At 67.1% G+C, this 16,648-nt stretch carries 10 protein-coding genes; all 10 read right to left on the minus strand.

Translation table 11 applies throughout. The annotated features are described in order from the left end of the window. Positions 1–222: 222 nt before the first annotated feature. Positions 223–870, minus strand: coding sequence for a glutathione S-transferase family protein (locus tag LGM89_RS19025; protein WP_226207722.1), 648 nt, complete (start codon positions 868–870; stop codon positions 223–225). A 100-nt stretch (positions 871–970) separates the two neighbouring features. Beyond that, positions 971–4,132 (minus strand): multidrug efflux RND transporter permease subunit, encoded by a 3,162-nt coding sequence (locus LGM89_RS19030; RefSeq protein ID WP_226273654.1) that lies wholly within the window; start codon positions 4,130–4,132, stop codon positions 971–973. Between the two features lie 21 nt (positions 4,133–4,153). After that, positions 4,154–5,515, minus strand: coding sequence for a metallopeptidase TldD-related protein (locus LGM89_RS19035; RefSeq protein ID WP_226273655.1), 1,362 nt, complete (start codon positions 5,513–5,515; stop codon positions 4,154–4,156). After that, positions 5,515–6,966, minus strand: a complete 1,452-nt coding sequence (locus tag LGM89_RS19040; protein ID WP_226273656.1) for a TldD/PmbA family protein — start codon at positions 6,964–6,966, stop codon at positions 5,515–5,517. The genes LGM89_RS19035 and LGM89_RS19040 overlap by 1 nt, the downstream gene beginning before the upstream one ends. Then, positions 6,959–8,602 (minus strand): ABC transporter ATP-binding protein, encoded by a 1,644-nt coding sequence (locus LGM89_RS19045; protein WP_226273657.1) that lies wholly within the window; start codon positions 8,600–8,602, stop codon positions 6,959–6,961. The genes LGM89_RS19040 and LGM89_RS19045 overlap by 8 nt, the downstream gene beginning before the upstream one ends. Continuing rightward, positions 8,602–9,714: an ABC transporter permease gene (locus LGM89_RS19050; protein WP_226273658.1), complete on the minus strand. Its 1,113-nt coding sequence runs from the start codon at positions 9,712–9,714 to the stop codon at positions 8,602–8,604. The genes LGM89_RS19045 and LGM89_RS19050 overlap by 1 nt, the downstream gene beginning before the upstream one ends. After that, complete coding sequence (locus tag LGM89_RS19055) at positions 9,668–10,717, minus strand: microcin C ABC transporter permease YejB (RefSeq protein WP_089494911.1); 1,050 nt, start codon at positions 10,715–10,717, stop codon at positions 9,668–9,670. Before LGM89_RS19055 ends, LGM89_RS19050 begins: the two co-directional genes overlap by 47 nt. Before the next feature lie 13 nt (positions 10,718–10,730). Beyond that, positions 10,731–12,653 carry an extracellular solute-binding protein gene (locus tag LGM89_RS19060; RefSeq protein WP_226273659.1) on the minus strand — a complete coding sequence of 641 codons (1,923 nt, stop codon included), beginning with the start codon at positions 12,651–12,653 and terminating at the stop codon, positions 10,731–10,733. A 238-nt stretch (positions 12,654–12,891) separates the two neighbouring features. Beyond that, entirely contained in the window at positions 12,892–15,684 is a 2,793-nt protein-coding gene (locus LGM89_RS19065) for a TonB-dependent receptor (RefSeq protein ID WP_226273660.1), read from the minus strand. A 336-nt stretch (positions 15,685–16,020) separates the two neighbouring features. Further along, positions 16,021–16,596 (minus strand): helix-turn-helix domain-containing protein, encoded by a 576-nt coding sequence (locus tag LGM89_RS19070; RefSeq protein WP_011352155.1) that lies wholly within the window; start codon positions 16,594–16,596, stop codon positions 16,021–16,023. Positions 16,597–16,648 lie beyond the last annotated feature (52 nt).

A 16,648-nucleotide genomic window follows, 5' to 3' on the forward strand; every position in this document is an offset into this window, starting at 1 on the left:
AGCCATCGCAGCCTCCGGCGCCGGACACCCGGCGACCGAACAGCTTACGCGGCCCGAAAGCGGACATTTCTATGTAGCCAAAAGCGGACATTTCAATCTAGCCACTACAAGCAAATCCGTCGATAATGTTGATTATGTCAAATACTATATTTCAGCCCCAAACCCCACGACAAGCAGCCTTCAACCGACCGCTGCCGCACTTTTGAGCGCGTTCGAAAACGCTCAGGCAACCGGATTCAACCACTCCGTCAGTCCTTCGCGCGCGTTCAACTCGATGAACGTCGGCAACGCGCGAAGCGCGTGGATATAGCGCGCCAGATTCACCCACGTCGTTGCCGGACGCGGCATGTTGCGCGTCCAGCGCATGAGCATCAGCGCCAGGAAGTCGACCGTGCTCAACCGATCGTCGATCAAATACGAGCGGCCATCGGACAGCAGATCGTCGAGATGCGCCATCGCCCCCTCGACTTGCCCCTGCGAAAAAACTTTCACCATGTCAGCGCATCGCGGATCGCCATCCGTCTCCGCATAAAACCAGTTTCGCATCGCCGGCAAGACGGAATTGGCGAGATAGATCATCATCTCCAACCACGCGGCACGTTCAGGCGAGCCCGGATCCGGAGCCAGGCGCGGCTCCGGATGGCGTTCGGCGAGCAGCATCAGCAACGCGGCCGATTCGGTCCGCGGTTTGCCATCGACGACCAGCGTCGGCACTCGGCCCGCGGGATTCAACCGCAGGTACTCGGGCGTATGCTGCGCCCCCGTATCGATATCGACGAGGCGCGTTTCGAACGGCACGCCGAGTTCGATCAACATCCAGTGCACGGCCATGCTTGCCGCGCCGGGCGAGTAATACAGAACGTAGGACATGGTCTGAATTCGTCTCCTTGAATTGAAATGTCGGTGAACCGTCTGCACGGTAATCGCATTTAATCAACACAACGCTCGAAAATCACCTGTCGAAGCGACCTCACTCCCCCACCACCTCCGCCTGACGATCGTCCCGCTTCGCCACCGCCACCCGCCGTCCGCGTCGCCCGACCGACGCCACGACCCGAAACGCCACCGGCGCGAACACGAGCCCGAACACCGTCGCCGCCAGCACACCGCCGAACGCGCCCGTGCCGATCGACCGCCGGCTTTCCGCCCCCGCGCCCGTTGCCAGCACGAGCGGCACGACGCCCAGAAGGAACGCCATCGACGTCATCACGATCGGCCGGAATCGCGCGGCGGCCGCGTCGACCACCGCCTGCCGCAACGGCACGCCCTGCACGACCAGGTCACGCGCGTATTGCACGATCAGGATCGCGTTCTTCGCCGCCAGCCCGACCACGGTAATCATCCCGACCTTGAAATACACGTCGTTCGGCATCCCGCGCGCGAGCGCCGCCGCGATCGCACCCATCATGCCGAGCGGCACGATCGTCAGCACGGACAGCGGAATCGTCCAGCTTTCGTACAGCGCGGCCAGCGCCATGAAAACCGCGAGCACCGACAACCCGACGAGCAGCGGCGTCTGCCGCGCGGCAACCTGCTCCTCGCGCGCCGCATCGACCCAGTCGAAGCCGATCCCGGCCGGCAGCGCAGCGGCAAGCCGCTCCATCTCCGCCATCGCCGCGCCCGAACTCGTGCCGGTCGCCGCCCGGCCGCTGATGTCGAGCGACGGATAGCCGTTGTACCGGTTCAGCATCACCGGCCCGATCGTCCAGTGCGGCGCGGCAATGGCCGACAGCGGCACCATGTCGCCGGTACGGTTCGGCACGGTCAGCGCCATCAGCTGCGTATCGGTCGCGCGTGCAACCGGATCGGCCTCGATGATCACCCGTCGCATCCGGCCCGACGCCGGAAAGTCGTTGATGTAGTTCGAGCCGAACGTGCCGCCCAAGAGCCCCGCGATCCGCTCGAACGGCACGCCGAGCGCGTACGCCTTCGCGCGGTCGACATCGAGCTCGATACGCGGTGCATCCGGCAGGTCTTCGAAATGCACGGCCGAGAGCAATGGACTCGCCTTCGCACGCTCGGCAAGCTGCTCGCGGGCCGCCTTCAACGCATCGAGCCCGACCCCGCCTCGATCCTCGAGCCGGAACGTGAAGCCGTCCGAATGCCCGATGCCGCGCACCGAAGGCGGCAGCGCCGCCTCGACGTCGCCGTCGAGGATCGCACTGAAGCGCCCGTTGAGCCGGTCGCGCAACGCCATCGCATCGACGTCGCGCTTCGCCCAGTCCTTCAGTTCCACGAACGCCATCCCGACGTTCTGTCCGCTACCCACGAAGCTCCAGCCGATCACGCTCGTCACGTTCGCGATCGCCGGCTCCCCGTGCAAGATGGCCTCCACCCGCTCGACGACCGCGAGCGTGCGCGCCTGCGTGGCGCCCGCCGGCAACTGGATCATCACCTGCAGTTGCCCCTGGTCCTCGGTCGGCAGGAAACCGCCCGGCATCATCCAGTACAGCAGCCCGCACCCGATCACGAGCACCACATAGACGGCCACGACCATGCCGGTGCGGCGCACCGCAAACACGGCGACGCGGCGATAACCGGTTTCGGCGCGCGCGAAAGCCGTACCGAACCGGTCGGCCAGACGCGCGCCGATGCCGCGTCGCCGCGCACGGCCGGCGCCGCGATCGTGCCGCGCGACCGGCTTCAGCAGGTTCGCGCACAGCGCGGGCGTGAGCGACAGCGCCATGAACGACGACACCAGCATCGACGCGATCATCGCCACCGCGAACTGCCGGTAGATGCCGCCGACGCTGCCCGGGAAAAACGCCATCGGCACGAATACGGCGGTCAGCACCGCGGTCACGCCGACGATCGCCCCGCCGATCCGCTTCATGGCCCGGCGCGTGGCGTCGCGCGGCGACACGCCCTCTTCCATCACGCGATGCACGCTCTCGACGACGACGATCGCATCGTCGACCAGGATGCCGATCGCCAGCACGAGGCCGAACATCGTGAATACGTTGATCGACAGCCCGAACGCCCACATCGCGACGAACGCACCCATCAGCGTGACCGGAATCACGACGGTCGGCACCAGCGTGTAGCGCAGGTCGCGCAGGAACAGCCACATCACGCAGAACACCAGCACGACGGCCTCGACGAGCGTCAGCACGACTTCGTGGATCGCGATCTTGACGAAGTGCGCGCCGTCGAACGGAATCTCGACCGCGACGCCCGGCGGCAGCGTCCGCGAGAGTTCCGCGAGCCGCGCGCGGATCGCATTCGACGTTTCGAGCGCGTTGCCGCGCGGGCCCAACTGGATGCCGACCGTCGCGGCCGGCCGGCCGTTCAGCCGCGAATAGAACGAATAGTCGTCGCGACCGATCTCGACGCGCGCGACATCGCCAACACGCACCACCGAGCCGTCCTGTTTCGACTTCAGCACGATCCGGCCGAACTCCTCGGGCGACGTGAGCTGGCCCTTGACCACGACCGTCGCGGTGAGCTGCTGGCCGCGCACGAACGGCGCGTCGCCGATCGCACCGGCCGTGACCGTCGCGTTCTGCGCGCTGATCGCCGTGATCACGTCGTCGGCGCCGAGATCGTATTCGCGCAACTTGACCGGATCGAGCCAGACCCGCAGCGCCTCGTCGGCATCCCAAAGCTCGGCCGCGCCCACCCCCGGCGCGCGCTTCAGCTCGCGCAGCACGTAGCGGTTCAGGTAATCGCCGAGCTGCGCGGAATCGCGCGTGCCGTCGGTCGACGTCAGCGTGACGAGCATCAGGAACGTGTTCGCCGCCTTGAACACGCCGATCCCCTGCTGGACGACCTGCTGCGGCAGCCGCGGCTCGACCTGCTTCAACCGGTTGTTGACGTCGACGAGCGCGATGTCCGGATCGGTGCTCGGCGCAAACGTCACGTCGATCTCGAGGTTGCCGTGGCCATCGCTGCTGGTCTCGTAGTACAGCAGCCCGTCGGCGCCATCAAGGCTTTCCTCGATGATGCTGCCGACGTCGGCATCGACCGTCTCGGTCGACGCGCCCGGATAGGACGCGGTGACCACGACCCGCGGCGGCGCCAGGCGCGGATACTGCGCGATCGGCAGTTGTGGAATGGCCAGCACGCCCGCGACGACGATCGCGAGCGCGACGATCCACGCAAAGACGGGACGGTCGATGAAGAATGACGGCATCGGCGAGGGTCCGCGAACGCGCTACAGCGTGAGCTCGAATGAACGCGCGAGCAGCCCCGGCAGCTGCGCGCCTCCGGTGGCGCGCTCGCCGTACGTGTCGTCGCTCGCGAGCAGCGCCGGCACCGCGCCGAGTTGCTCGAGCTCCGACCCGAACAGCCGGTAGAAGCTGTCGTCGAACCGCATCGCATCGACCGGCGCGACGATGCGCCCGCCTTCGACCCAGAAAGTCGCGAACCGCGTCATCCCCGTCATCCGGCACGCGATCGGGTCCGAGAAGTTCAGGTACCAGAGGTTGCCGACGTAGAGCCCCGTGTCGAGCGCGTCCAGCACGTCGGCATCGGCGAGCGTGCCGCCGGCGATCGTCAGCGACTGCGGCGCTTCGCCGTTGTCCGCTCCGTTCGGCGTGCCCCCTTGCTCGCGCGCGGTGCGTGCACAGACGAGCTGCCCGGCGCCCCGCCCTTCGACGACGAGCGGCACGCTGTCGCGCCGGTAGCCATCGGCATTGAACGCCGGCGCGAGGCCCAGCGTGAAATCCTCGGTGATCGACACGCGCGGATCGAGCGCGACCTCGCCGGCGTATAGGCGATGCAGCGGGCTGCGGGCGCTCGTCACCGCGCGCGCCGAAAAGCCGCTCCAGCCGAGCAGGCTCGTCATCTCGTGAATGGCGTCCGGCGCGAAATACGCGCGGTAGCGCCCGGGCGCAAGCGCCTTCGGCGTGCGGCCGAGCACGGGCAGCCGCGCGGCGGCCGCGTCGACCTTCGCCGCGAACGCCGCATCGCGCCAGTCGTCGCCCGCATAGACGGTCTTGATCGCGCGGCCGCTCGGGTCGTACAGCGACCAGCTGAAGTTGAAATTCTCGACCTCGTACCAGCCGCGGCTGCCGGTCGACGACGCGAAGCCGCGCGCCAGCGTGCCGCCCGCGTAAAAGCCGACGAAGTCGAGCCCGCGCGCGCATTCAGCCACGATTCGCGCGAGCCCGTCCACATTCGGCAAGCGCCCGGTGCGGCGCGTTTCCTGCACCCACGACGAGGTATCGAACAGCAGGTGCGGATCGTCCTGCGCATCGCGCAGGCCGTCGCGCAGCACGGCCAGCGCGTCCGCCAGTTCGCGCAGGTCGGCCGCCGGATCGCCGCAGACGGTCAGCGTCGAGTGCGCCTGCCGCGCGCCGTCGATGAGCCGCACGGACAGCCGCCCCTGCGTGACGCGCCCGGTCTGGCGAATCCTGCCGCCATTGAAACGGATGAAGTCGGACGTTTCGCCGGAGAAGCCGAGCAGGATGGTTTCGGTCGGTGCGGTCAGCCGTTGCGTAGCGTCGGCGAGCCGGGCGAAATACGCGTGCCAGTCGATTCCGGCCTGGCGGGCCATCGGATCGAATCCCGTCATCACGCGCCTCCGAAGACGTCGACGCCGGCGAACACGCAGGCCGGCGCGGCGTGGCCGACACGGATGATCTGTGCAGGCTCGCCCTTCCCGCAGTACGGCGTACCGTAGATGCCGAACGTGCCCGCATCGCCGACCGCGCGCAGGCTGCGCCAGAACTGGGCGGAGATGCCGCGGTAGTTCGGGCGCTTGACGACCCGCGTGAGCCGGCCGTTCTCGATCAGTTGCCCGAACTCGCAGCCGAACTGGAATTTGTTGCGGTGGTCGTCGATCGACCAGGACGTGTTGGTGCGCATCAGGATCCCGTGCTCCGTGCCCGCGATCAGCGCATCGAGCGACTGGTCGCCGGGTTCGACGTTCAGGTTCGCCATCCGGTCGATCGGCGCGCGGTTCCAGCTCGACGCGCGCGAGTTGGCGACGCCCGGCAGGCCCGCGCGCTGCTGCGACAGCGCCCCGCCGAGCAGCCGTTCGAGCACGCCGTTGCGGATCAGGTACTGCTTGCGCGCCGGCGTGCCGTCGTCGTCGAATGCGTAGGACGCGGCTTCGGCCGTCGGCTCCGGATCGAACGTGACGTTCAGCAGCGGCGAACCATACTGATAGTGGCCGACCATCTCCGGCCTGACGAAGCTCGATCCGGCGAAGTTGCGCTCGTCGCCGAGAATCCGGTCGAGTTCGAGCGGATGGCCGATCGACTCGTGGATCTGCAGCATCATCTGGTCCGGCATCAGCAGCAGGTCGCGCCGACCGGTCGGGCAGTTCGGCGCGGCGAGCAACTGCAGCGCCTCGTCGGCCACACGCGCGCCGGCGCCGTCGAAGCCGTAGCGCGCCAGCACGTCGATGCCGCCCTGCGCCAGCGTGCCCGATTGGCCGAGCGAGCGCGTCTGCGTGTCGCCGTCGCCATGGGCGACGGCTTGCAGCTCGGGCATCAGGAAGCGGAAGCGCTGGTCGATCCGTACACCGTCGCTCGTCACGTAATACTGCTCGGTGTGCACGATCATCACGCTCGCCGAACGCTCGACGATGCGCGCGCCGAGGTTTGCCGCCGCACATTCGTGCGCGAGACGCTCGATCCATTCCGCGCGCGACGGCAGCGTCGCATCGACATCGGGCGACGCATAGGTGCCGCTCGCCTGCGGACGCGCGGCCTGGCGATGATCGACCAGCGCCCACGGCGCGCTGGCCCGGGCCCGCGCGGTCGCGATGTCGAGCGCTGCCTGCAGCCCGGCCGGGGACAGGTCGGGCGTCGCCGCATAGCCGGCGCCCGTGCCGGCCCAGGCCGTCAGCATCGCACCGCGCTCGCGCGTGCGCGAAAACGGCTGCGCGACGTCGTTGCGCACCGCGTATTCGTCGATCGTCTCGTCGACGATGCGCAGCGACCAGAAATCGGCGTCGCTGCGCAACCCCTGTGCTGCCTGCACGGCTCGGGCGCCCGGCGCCCGGTTCTCGTCAATCATCGGCTCTCTCTTGCCTCTCCTGCGGGCCGCGCTCGGGCGCCAGCATGGACGACGCGAGCAGCGCCCGCGTATACGGATGGGATGGCGCGTGCAGTACGTCGAGCGTCTCGCCCGCCTCGACCACGCGCCCCGCCTTCATCACGATGACCCGGTGGGCCATCGCGCGCATCACCGCCAGATCGTGCGTGATGAACAGGTAGCTGAGTTTGTACTTCTTTTGGAGATTCGTCAGCAGATTCAGCACCTGCTTCTGGATCGACACGTCGAGCGCGCTCGTCGGCTCGTCGAGCACCAGCAGTTCCGGCTCCACCGCCAGCGCCCGCGCGATCGCGATCCGCTGCCGCTGCCCGCCGGAAAACTCGTGCGGATAGCGCAGCATCGCCTCGGGCGGCATGCCCACCTCCTGCAGCAGCGCGGCGATGCGCGCGCGCCGCGCGTCGCCGGCCACCTGCGGCCGGTGCACGGCGAGCCCCTCGCCGACGATCTGCTCGACCGTCATGCGCGGCGACAGCGAGCCGAACGGATCCTGGAACACCACCTGCATGCGCCCGTACAGCGTGCGCCGGCCCTGCGTCGTGCGCAGCGACGCCAGCGGCATCCCGTCGATCTCGATCCCGCCCGACGCCGGCCGCTGCAGCCCGAGCACGGCCGACGCGAGCGTCGATTTCCCCGAGCCCGACTCGCCGACGATCCCGAGCGTTTCGCCGCGCTTCAGGCTCAGCTGCACGTCGTGCACCGCGCGGAACGTCGTCTTGCCGAGCACCGAGCGCCAGCCCTTCGCCGCGATGCGGTAGTCGACGGCGAGGTGCTGCACGTCGAGGATCGTCTGCGCGCCGGCGGCGACCGGCTCGACCGCCCGTTGCGGCGCGCTGTCGAGCAACCGGCGCGTATACGGATGTTGCGGCGCCGCGAACAGTGCGGCGGTCGTGTTGGTCTCCACCAACACGCCCTTCTCCATCACGGCCACACGCTGAGCGAAGCGCCGCACGAGGTTCAGGTCGTGCGTGATCAGCAGCACGGCCATCCCGCGCGCGGCGGCCTCCTGCTCCTGCAGCTCGATCAGCAGGTCGACGATCTGCTGGCGCACCGTCACGTCGAGCGCGGTGGTCGGCTCGTCCGCCAGCAGCAGGCGCGGCCGGCACGCCAGCGCCATCGCGATCATCGCGCGTTGCCGCTGCCCGCCCGACAACTGGTGCGGAAAGCTGTCGATGCGCCGCTCCGGCTCGGGAATCCCGGTGCGCCGCAGCAGCGCGATCCCGCGCTCACGCGCGTCGCCTGGACGCAGCCCCTCGTGCAGCCGCAGGCTCTCGGCGATCTGCTTGCCGATCGTATACAGCGGATTGAGCGCGGTCATCGGCTCCTGGAACACCATCGCGATATCGGCGCCGCGAATCCCTCGCATCTGCTGCTCGCTCTTCGCGAGCAGATCCTCGCCGTCGAACAGCATCCGCCCCGACAGCGTCGCCTGCTGCGCGAGCCGCAGGATCGACAGTGCGGTCACGCTCTTGCCCGACCCCGATTCGCCGACGAGCGCCACGCGCTCGCCGCGGCCGATCGACAGGCTCAGATCCTGTACGGCCGCGCTCGCGCCGAAATGCGCGGAAAACCCGTCGATCTGCAGCAACGGTCTCGTCATCACCGCCCTCCGCCGAATGCCGAACCGCGCGTGCGTGTATCGAGCGCGTTGCGCAGCGCATCGCCCATGAAGGTGAGCAGCAGCAGCGTCACCACCAGCGCCGCGAACGCCGCGATCGAGATCCACCACGCATCGAGGTTGTTCTTGCCCTCCTGCAGCAGCTCGCCGAGGCTCGGCGTCGGCGGCGGCACGCCGAGGCCGAGGAAATCGAGGCTCGTCAGCGACAGGATCGCCGCGCTCATCCGGAACGGCAGGAACGTGATCACCGGCGTGAGGCTGTTCGGCAGCACGTGGCGCCACATGATCTGTGCGTTGGTCAGCCCCATCGTGCGCGCCGCTTTCACATAGTCGAGCGCGCGGTTGCGCAGGAATTCGGCGCGCACGTAGTCGGACAGCACGAGCCAGCCGAACATCGACAGCAGGATGAACAGCAGCCACAGCGACGGCGTGAAGATCGACGCGAAGATGATCAGCAGGTACAGGTCCGGCAACGCGCTCCAGATCTCGATCAGGCGCTGCCCGACCAGGTCGGTGCGGCCGCCGTAGAAGCCTTGCAGCGCGCCCGTCAGCACGCCGACCAGCACGCCCGATACGGTCAGCGCGAACGCCATCAGCACCGACAGCCGGAACCCGTACAGCAGCCGCGCGAGCACGTCGCGGCCGAACTGGTCGGTGCCGAGCCAGTTGCTCGACGACGGCGGCGCCGGATAAGGCCGCGACGCGAAATAGTCGATCGTGTCGTAGCGGTACCGGTTCGGCGGATAGATCGCGAAGTTGCCGTGCGACTCGATCTTCGTGCGGATATACGGATCGAGATAGTTCGTCATCGCGGGAAAGTCGCCGCCGAACGCCGTCTCCGGATAGTCCTTCACGATCGGGAAATAATAGTGCCCGTCGTAGCGCACGATCAGCGGCCGGTCGTTCGACAGCAGGTCCGCACCGAGGCTGAGCGCGAACAGCACCGCGAAGATCACGAGGCTCCAGTAGCCGAGCGGCTGCGCGCGAAAGCGCAGCCACGTGCGCCGCCACGGCGACGGCGAGGCCGCGCACGCGGCGCAGGCCTGGTCAGTGGTCCAGGCGGTTGAACTGGATACGGGGGTCGACGAGGACATAGCAGATATCCGCGATGAGTTTGGTCAGCAGGCCGATCAGCGTGAACAGGAACAGCGAGCCGAGCACGACCGGATAGTCGCGGCGGATCACCGAGTCGTACGACAGTTGCCCCATGCCGTCGAGCGAGAACAGCGTCTCGATCAGCAGGTTGCCGTTCAGGAAGGCGCCGACGAACGCGGCCGGCAGCCCCGTGAGCAACGGGATCGCCGCATTGCGCAGCACGTGCTTCCACAGCACGTCGCGCTCCGGCGCGCCCTTCGCGCGCGCGGTCAGCACGTACTGCCGGCCGATTTCCTCGAGGAACGTGTTCTTGGTCAGGATCGTGACGATCGCGAAGTTGCCGACGACCGACGCCGTCACCGGCATCACGACGTGCCACAGATAGTCGAGCGCCTTGCCGATCAGCGTCAGGTCGTCGAAGTTGTCGGACGTGAGCCCGCGCATCGGGAACACCTGCCAGAACGTGCCGCCGCCGAACAGCATCAGCAGCAGCACGCCGAGCACGAAGCCCGGCACCGCGTAGCCTGCCAGCACCAGCACGCTCGTCACGGTGTCGAACCGCGACCCGTTGCGCACCGCCTTCGCGATGCCGAGCGGCACCGACACCAGGTACGTGAGGATCACCGTCCACATCCCGAGCGTGATCGACACCGGCAGCTTCGAGCGGATCACCGCCCACACGCTGCGGTGCGCGAAATAGGACTGGCCGAGGTCGAACGTCGCATAGCTTTTCAGCATCAGCACGTAGCGTTCGAGCGGCGGCCGGTCGAAGCCGAACTGCTTGCGGATCTGCTCGATCTGCTGCGGGTCGACGCCCTGGCTGCCGTGGTATCCCCCTGCGCCGCCCGCCTCCCCGCCGCGCGCACTGCCGTGGCGCAACTGCGCGAGCACCTGTTCGACCGGGCCGCCCGGCACGAACTGCGTGACCGCGAACGTGATCGTCACCACCCCGATCAGCGTCGGGATCATCAGCAGCAAGCGCCTGAGTATGTATGCCAGCATCGTCGTTCCTCCGTCAGGCGGCCGGCGCGGGTTTCGCCGCCGGTTGCTTCACGTACCAGTAGTCGATGATCCAGTCCTCGTATTGATAGGAGTCCGGCACGATCGCCGGGTGGCCGAGCGTCGCCTTGTACGCGATCCGCGCATTCGGCAGGTAGTACTGCGGGATCAGTGCGTACAGGTTGATCAGCACGCGGTCGAGCGCGTGCGTGGCCGTCTCGAGATCGTCGAGCGTGTCGGCCGCGAGCGCCGCGCGGATCAGCGCATCGACGGCCTTCGATTTCACGCCCGGATAGTTCTCGGAGCCCGGTTGCGACGCGGCCGCGCTGCCGAAGCGGCGCGTCAGCTCCGCGCCCGGAATCGTCACGGGCAGGTAGATGTACGTGGTCATGTCGTACTCGAAATTGTCGAGCCGCTTCAGGTAGAGCGCGCTGTCGATCTCGTGGAGATACGCGTGGATGCCGAGCATCGCGAGCGCCTGCGTGTACGGCAGGATCAGGCGGTCCATGCCGGGCTGGTCGTCGATGATCTCGATCGTCATCGGCGTGCCGTTCGCGTCGCGCAGCGCGCCGTCGCGGTAATGCCAGCCGGCCTGCGCGAGCAGGTCGCGCGCCTCCTTCAGGTTCGCGCGCAGCGAGTTCGGCGGCAGCGTCGACGGCTGCCGGACCATCGGGCCGAACACCTCGGGCGGCAGCGTCGAACGGAACGGTTCGAGCAGCGCCAGCTCCTTCCCGCTCGGCATGCCGGATGCCGCGAACGGGCTCGCCTCCCAGAAGCTGTTGGTACGGCGATACTGCCCGTAGAACATCATCCGGCTCATCCAGTCGAAATCGAACGCCAGCGCGAGCGCATGCCGCACCCGCACGTCCTGGAACATCGGCTTGCGCATGTTCATCAGAAAACCCTGCATCTGCGCGGGGCCGTCGGGAAACTCGCCGCGCGTCAGCATGCCGTTGCGAAAATTCTTGCCGACGTACTTGCGCGCCCACTGCGTCGCGCTGTATTCCATGCGCGCGTCGATGTCGCCGGCCTTGAACGCTTCGAGCGCCGTGTATTGATCCAGGTACAGTTTGAACGACACGTGTGCGAAGCGGAACATGCCGCGTCGCGACGGCAGGTTCGCCGCCCAGTAGTGCGGGTTACGCACGTAGCTGATCTGCTTGTCGTTCCTGCGCTGGTCGATCAGGTACGGGCCGCTCGCGATCGGCGGCACGTTCGCGATCTGGTCGAACGGCGGTCGCGTGCCGTCCGGGCGCTGCCCCCATTTCGGCGAGAACACCGGCAGGTCGCCCGCGATCAGCGCGGCGTCGCGCTCCACGTGCTTGAACTCGAAGCGCACCGTGTGGCCGTCGACCACCACCGCGCGCTTGATGATCGAAAACTGTGCGTTGTACAGCGGCGACGCCTGCGGGCTCGACAGCGTGTCGTACGAATACTTGACGTCGGCGGCGGTGATCGGGTCGCCGTTCGAGAAACGTGCGGCCGGGTTGATGTGAAACGTCGCCGACAGTCCGTCGGGCGCGATGTCGACGTCGTCGGCGATCAGTGCGTATTCGGATGCGAGCTCGTCCCAGCTGCGCTGCATCAGCGTGTCGAACATCAGGTTCTTGATGTCCGGTGCGGGCGCGCCGCGCACGAGGAACGGGTTCAGCGAATCGTAGCTCTGCGCTTCGTCGTAGTTTTCGAACTGGAGCGTGCCGCTGTCCGGCGCATCCGCATTCGCGTAGTCGAAATGCGCGAAGCCCGGCGGATACTTCGGATGGTCGTATTGCGAGATCGCCGGCACGGCGAGCGCGGCCTGCGGCATGACGCCGCCCGACACGAGCCACACGGCGCACGCGAGCAGCGCGGCGCGCGTGGCGGTGCGCATCCGCCCGTGCGTGCGCGTCAGGTGCGAGTGGCGCGGCACGCGTGCCCGTCGCCCATTCAACAGTCTCATGGTCAGTCTGTCCGGAAGCGTGCGGGTGTGAAGCCTGCGCGCGGTCGATGCCCGTGCCGGACGCCGCATACGGCCGCGTCCCGCGGATGGTTCGTGCTGTTCACGATCGGATGAACTGCGCCGCCGCGCGTCCCGGTTGCGGGCCGTCGTGGCGCCAGGCGAAAAAAGGCCGCCCCGAAAAGGGGGTAGTGGACGTGGAGCGGCCTGTCCAAAGCCTGTCAGTGCATCGCGATCGCCGTCAGAACTTGTACGTCGCGCCGACCTGCGCGAACCGGCCGATGTACGAGTACACCGACGTGTCGTACCCGCTCTGGCTCAGCGTGCCGTTCGCGAAGATCGGGTCGTACGGCGGCGTGCGGTTGAAGAGGTTGTCGATACCGCCGTAGATCGTCCAGTTCTTGAAGCCCGTGTACGTCACCATCAGGTTGAACTGGCTGTACGAACCGACCTTGCTCGGCTCGGGCATCAGGTTCTGCGCGTACGGGCCCGTGAACTGCCACGTCAGCGCCGCATCGAACTTCCGGTAGTTCCAGTCCAGCGTCGTGTTGCCGCGCCAGCGCGGGAAGCTGCCGCCGAACGGCTGCGTGATCGTGAAGTTGTTGCCCGCGCCGTTGACCGGCGCGGCGCCCGGGAAGCCGATCTTGTAGCTGTTGACGTAAGCCCAGTCGCCCGACAGCGTAATCGTGCCCCAGCCCTTCAGCGGCAGGCCCTGGCGGAACGTGCCTTCGAAGCCGTTCGTGTCGAGGTAGCCGAGGTTCTGGTACGGAATCACCTTGTACAGCAGCTGGCCGGTCGTCGGGTCGGTCACGACCTGCGATGGCTTGCCCTGGCCGATCACGTTGTCGATGCGGATCTTGTACCAGTCGAAGCCGAGGTCGGTGTAACGGCTCGGCGAGACCTGGAAGCCGATATTGAGGTTGCGCGTGCGTTCCGGCGCGAGGTTCGGATTGCCGACGGTGATCGACGTGTAGTTCTGGCCGGTGGCCGGATCGACCTGGATGCCGAGCGTCTGCGACTTGCTGTCCTCGACGAAGGTCGGCGCGCGGAAGCCGCGGTTGTACGACGTATACAACGTGAGCGCCTTGATCGGCTGGTATCGCAACGCGAAGCGCGGCGAGAAGGCCCCACCCACGTCGGTGTAGTGATCGTAGCGGCCTGCCTGGCTGAACGTCAGGTTCTCGATGATCGGTATGTTGATCTGGTAATAGATGGCCGCGACGTTGCGCTGGCCATCCACCGTCTCGAGGTCCGGCGTGATGACGGCGCCGCTCAGGTACTCGGAGCCCGGCGTCAGCGTTTCGCTCTGGTGCGTGAACTGCGCGCCGAAGCCGATGCCGACGTCACCAGCCGGCAGATGGAACAGGTTCGGCGTCGACAGCGTCGCATCGATCGTGTCGAGCTTCGAGATGCCGAGGTTGTTCGCCTCCTGGAACAGCCCGTTGAACGCGTTCGGCGTCGCGGCCGGGTTCGCGAAATTCAGCGTGCCGTTCTGGTAGATGTTGTTCAGCGCATTCACGTTCAGCTGGTTCGTGAACACGTTCGACACCGTGCTCTGCGAATGGCTGACCGACGTCGCCCAGTCCCAGTCGCCGTACGGCAGCGTGAACGACCCCTTGATGCCGGCGGCCGCCCGCCAGTAGTTGGCCCAGGTCTTTTGCGCGACCGTGTTCGGAAACGCGTAGGTGAGCGGCGTGGCCGCGCCGGTCGTGTTGTACGGGTTGCTGGCCGGCACCGTGTAGTTGAACGGCGACAGCAGCTTCGTCTGCGGATTCCACACGAGCGCCGGGTTCTGCGAGTTGCCGATCACGTTGTTCCACAGGCCGTCGTTGGTCGTGGTCGTGTTGTAGCTCTCCATAAAGTCGGCGAACGCGGTCGTCTTGTCGTCGATTTTGAAGTCACCGTGGAGCTTCGCGTTCAGGCGCTCGGTCATCGGCAGGATCGACGTGCTTTCCGCCGTGTTGTACCCGCAGATGGTGCCCGGCAACCCGGCCGACAGCGAATTCGGCGCGGCCGGATGAACCGAGCCGCCGAACGGACAGCCGCCGTTCAGCGCCTGCGCACTGCCGTCGGGCATGTTCCAGTACGACGGCGCGAGCAGCGAGAAGCCGCCCGGCTTGCCCGTGAAGTCCTGGTTGCGCGTGGAATCACGGTCGGCCAGCGTGAAGCCGTTCGACTTGTAGTAGCTGAGCGCGGCCGTCACGTTGAAGCGGTCGGCGTTCAGGTCGCCGAAGCCGCCGAGCACGCCGAATTTCATCGTGCCGTCGCCGTTGCCGGCGTTGATCGCGCTGCCGAGGCTGCCGTCGAGCTGCAGGCCGCGGAAATTGTGTTTCGTGATGATGTTGACGACACCGCCGATCGCGTCCGAACCGTACTGCGACACGGCGCCCGTCTTCACGATTTCGATCCGCTCGATGTCGTTGAGCGGGATCGTGTTGAGGTCGAAGAACGAATCGACGCTGTTCGAGAAGAATGCATACGGCGCGACGCGCTGGCCATCGACCAACACGAGCGTGTACTTCTCCGAGAGGCCGCGCAGTGCAATGCCGGCCGCGCCGGCCGCGAAGTTGCCCGATTGCCCTTCGCCCCAGCTGTTCGCCGAGTTGGCTGCCGCATCGCGCAGGAAGTCGGCGACGGTCACCGCGCCGCTGGCCTGGATTTCCTTCGGCGTGATCGTCTGCACCTGCTGGAAACCCGTCTTGTCGGCTTGCCGGATCAGCGAGCCCGTCACTTCGAACCGCTTGATCTGCGCGACCTTGCCCTGCCCGTTCGCGGCGGGTGCGGCAGGCGTCGCGTCGGCCGCTGCACCGGGTGCCGCATCGGGCGCCGCGGCGTCCGGTGCCGCGGCGCTGCCCGCCGTGCCGGCCGCCTGTGCAACGGTCACGGGCGCGCCGCTCGCGACCGCATCCGCGATCGCGACGGCGCCCGGCGCCGGCTGGCTCTGGGCGAACGCCGGCGGCGCCAGTACGGCCGTCAACGCGAGTTCCGCCCAGACTATCCTGTTGATGGCCAACGCCAACACTCTCTGCTTCATCTTGTTCCCTCTCGCTCGTAGTAAGACCCCACCTGCTGTGCGCCGGAACCTTGTGAATTCCTTGCGCGTCCTGGGTGCCCGTGTACCGGAACCCGCGATTGCCACGCTATCGACTGCCACGACTCGAACGGATCGGCCTCGTAGCACCAGCGCCATTCGGCATCACCGTCTTTTTCTGTTTTGATTCGTCATACTAAACACCTACATTGAGCGCATTGCCTGCTTCTTCCCGGCTCGACGGGCAGCGGATTCCGTACAACGCGAACCTGTGCATGCGCCGTACCGCGCACCCTCTGCCCTCGACCGGGTACTTCTCCTTCCTGCCGGCCGCTTTCGCTAGAACAGCCTCGGCGTACCGACCCAGACGATCACCGCCTCTTCGTCGGCCGTATTGCGCCACGCATGCGGCATCGTCGATTCGTAATGCGCGGTATCGCCCTCGTTCAGCGTGAACGTGCAATCCTCGAGCGTCAGCGCCACCTGCCCGCGCAACACGTAGACGAACTCCTCGCCCGCGTGCGTCGTCATCTCGGACGACAGCTGCCCCGCCGGCATCCGGACGAGAATCGCGTCGAGCTTGCGGCCGTCCACCAGGTTCGTCAGCCTGGCGAACCGGCTGGCCGAGTTCGTGAACTGGAAATACTGCAGCGCGTTGCCGCGGCATACCGAACGCGCCTCCGTCGGCGTGTCGATGAAGTACTGCATCGTCACGCCCAGCGCCTTCGCGATCCGCACCAGCGACGTGATCGACGGCGTCGCCCGCCCGCGCTCGACCTGCGACAGGAACGGCTTCGAAATGCCGGCGATCGTCGACGTTTCGTCGAGCGTGAGTTTCAGGCGCTGGCGTAGCGCCCGGATCTTGTTGCCGAGCGACATGGCGACGAGCACCGACTCATCAGGGGGCAAAACCATGGAAAGACGGTTCCTCGCAGTCGAAATCGGTTTGATGTCGTCAAGCCTCGAC

Source organism: Burkholderia sp. AU31624 (genome assembly GCF_020420065.1).
Classification (GTDB): Bacteria; Pseudomonadota; Gammaproteobacteria; order Burkholderiales; family Burkholderiaceae; genus Burkholderia.

What these genes read in the sequence shown, in the direction of transcription:
- LGM89_RS19055 (WP_089494911.1), bottom strand. Translation starts at nt 10,717, where the DNA reads ATGCTGGCATACATACTCAGGCGCTTGCTGCTGATGATCCCGACGCTG.
- LGM89_RS19050 (WP_226273658.1), bottom strand. Translation starts at nt 9,714, where the DNA reads ATGTCCTCGTCGACCCCCGTATCCAGTTCAACCGCCTGGACCACTGAC.
- LGM89_RS19035 (WP_226273655.1), bottom strand. Translation starts at nt 5,515, where the DNA reads ATGACGGGATTCGATCCGATGGCCCGCCAGGCCGGAATCGACTGGCAC.
- LGM89_RS19065 (WP_226273660.1), bottom strand. Translation starts at nt 15,684, where the DNA reads ATGAAGCAGAGAGTGTTGGCGTTGGCCATCAACAGGATAGTCTGGGCG.
- LGM89_RS19070 (WP_011352155.1), bottom strand. Translation starts at nt 16,596, where the DNA reads ATGGTTTTGCCCCCTGATGAGTCGGTGCTCGTCGCCATGTCGCTCGGC.
- LGM89_RS19030 (WP_226273654.1), bottom strand. Translation starts at nt 4,132, where the DNA reads ATGCCGTCATTCTTCATCGACCGTCCCGTCTTTGCGTGGATCGTCGCG.
- LGM89_RS19040 (WP_226273656.1), bottom strand. Translation starts at nt 6,966, where the DNA reads ATGATTGACGAGAACCGGGCGCCGGGCGCCCGAGCCGTGCAGGCAGCA.
- LGM89_RS19025 (WP_226207722.1), bottom strand. Translation starts at nt 870, where the DNA reads ATGTCCTACGTTCTGTATTACTCGCCCGGCGCGGCAAGCATGGCCGTG.
- LGM89_RS19060 (WP_226273659.1), bottom strand. Translation starts at nt 12,653, where the DNA reads ATGAGACTGTTGAATGGGCGACGGGCACGCGTGCCGCGCCACTCGCAC.
- LGM89_RS19045 (WP_226273657.1), bottom strand. Translation starts at nt 8,602, where the DNA reads ATGACGAGACCGTTGCTGCAGATCGACGGGTTTTCCGCGCATTTCGGC.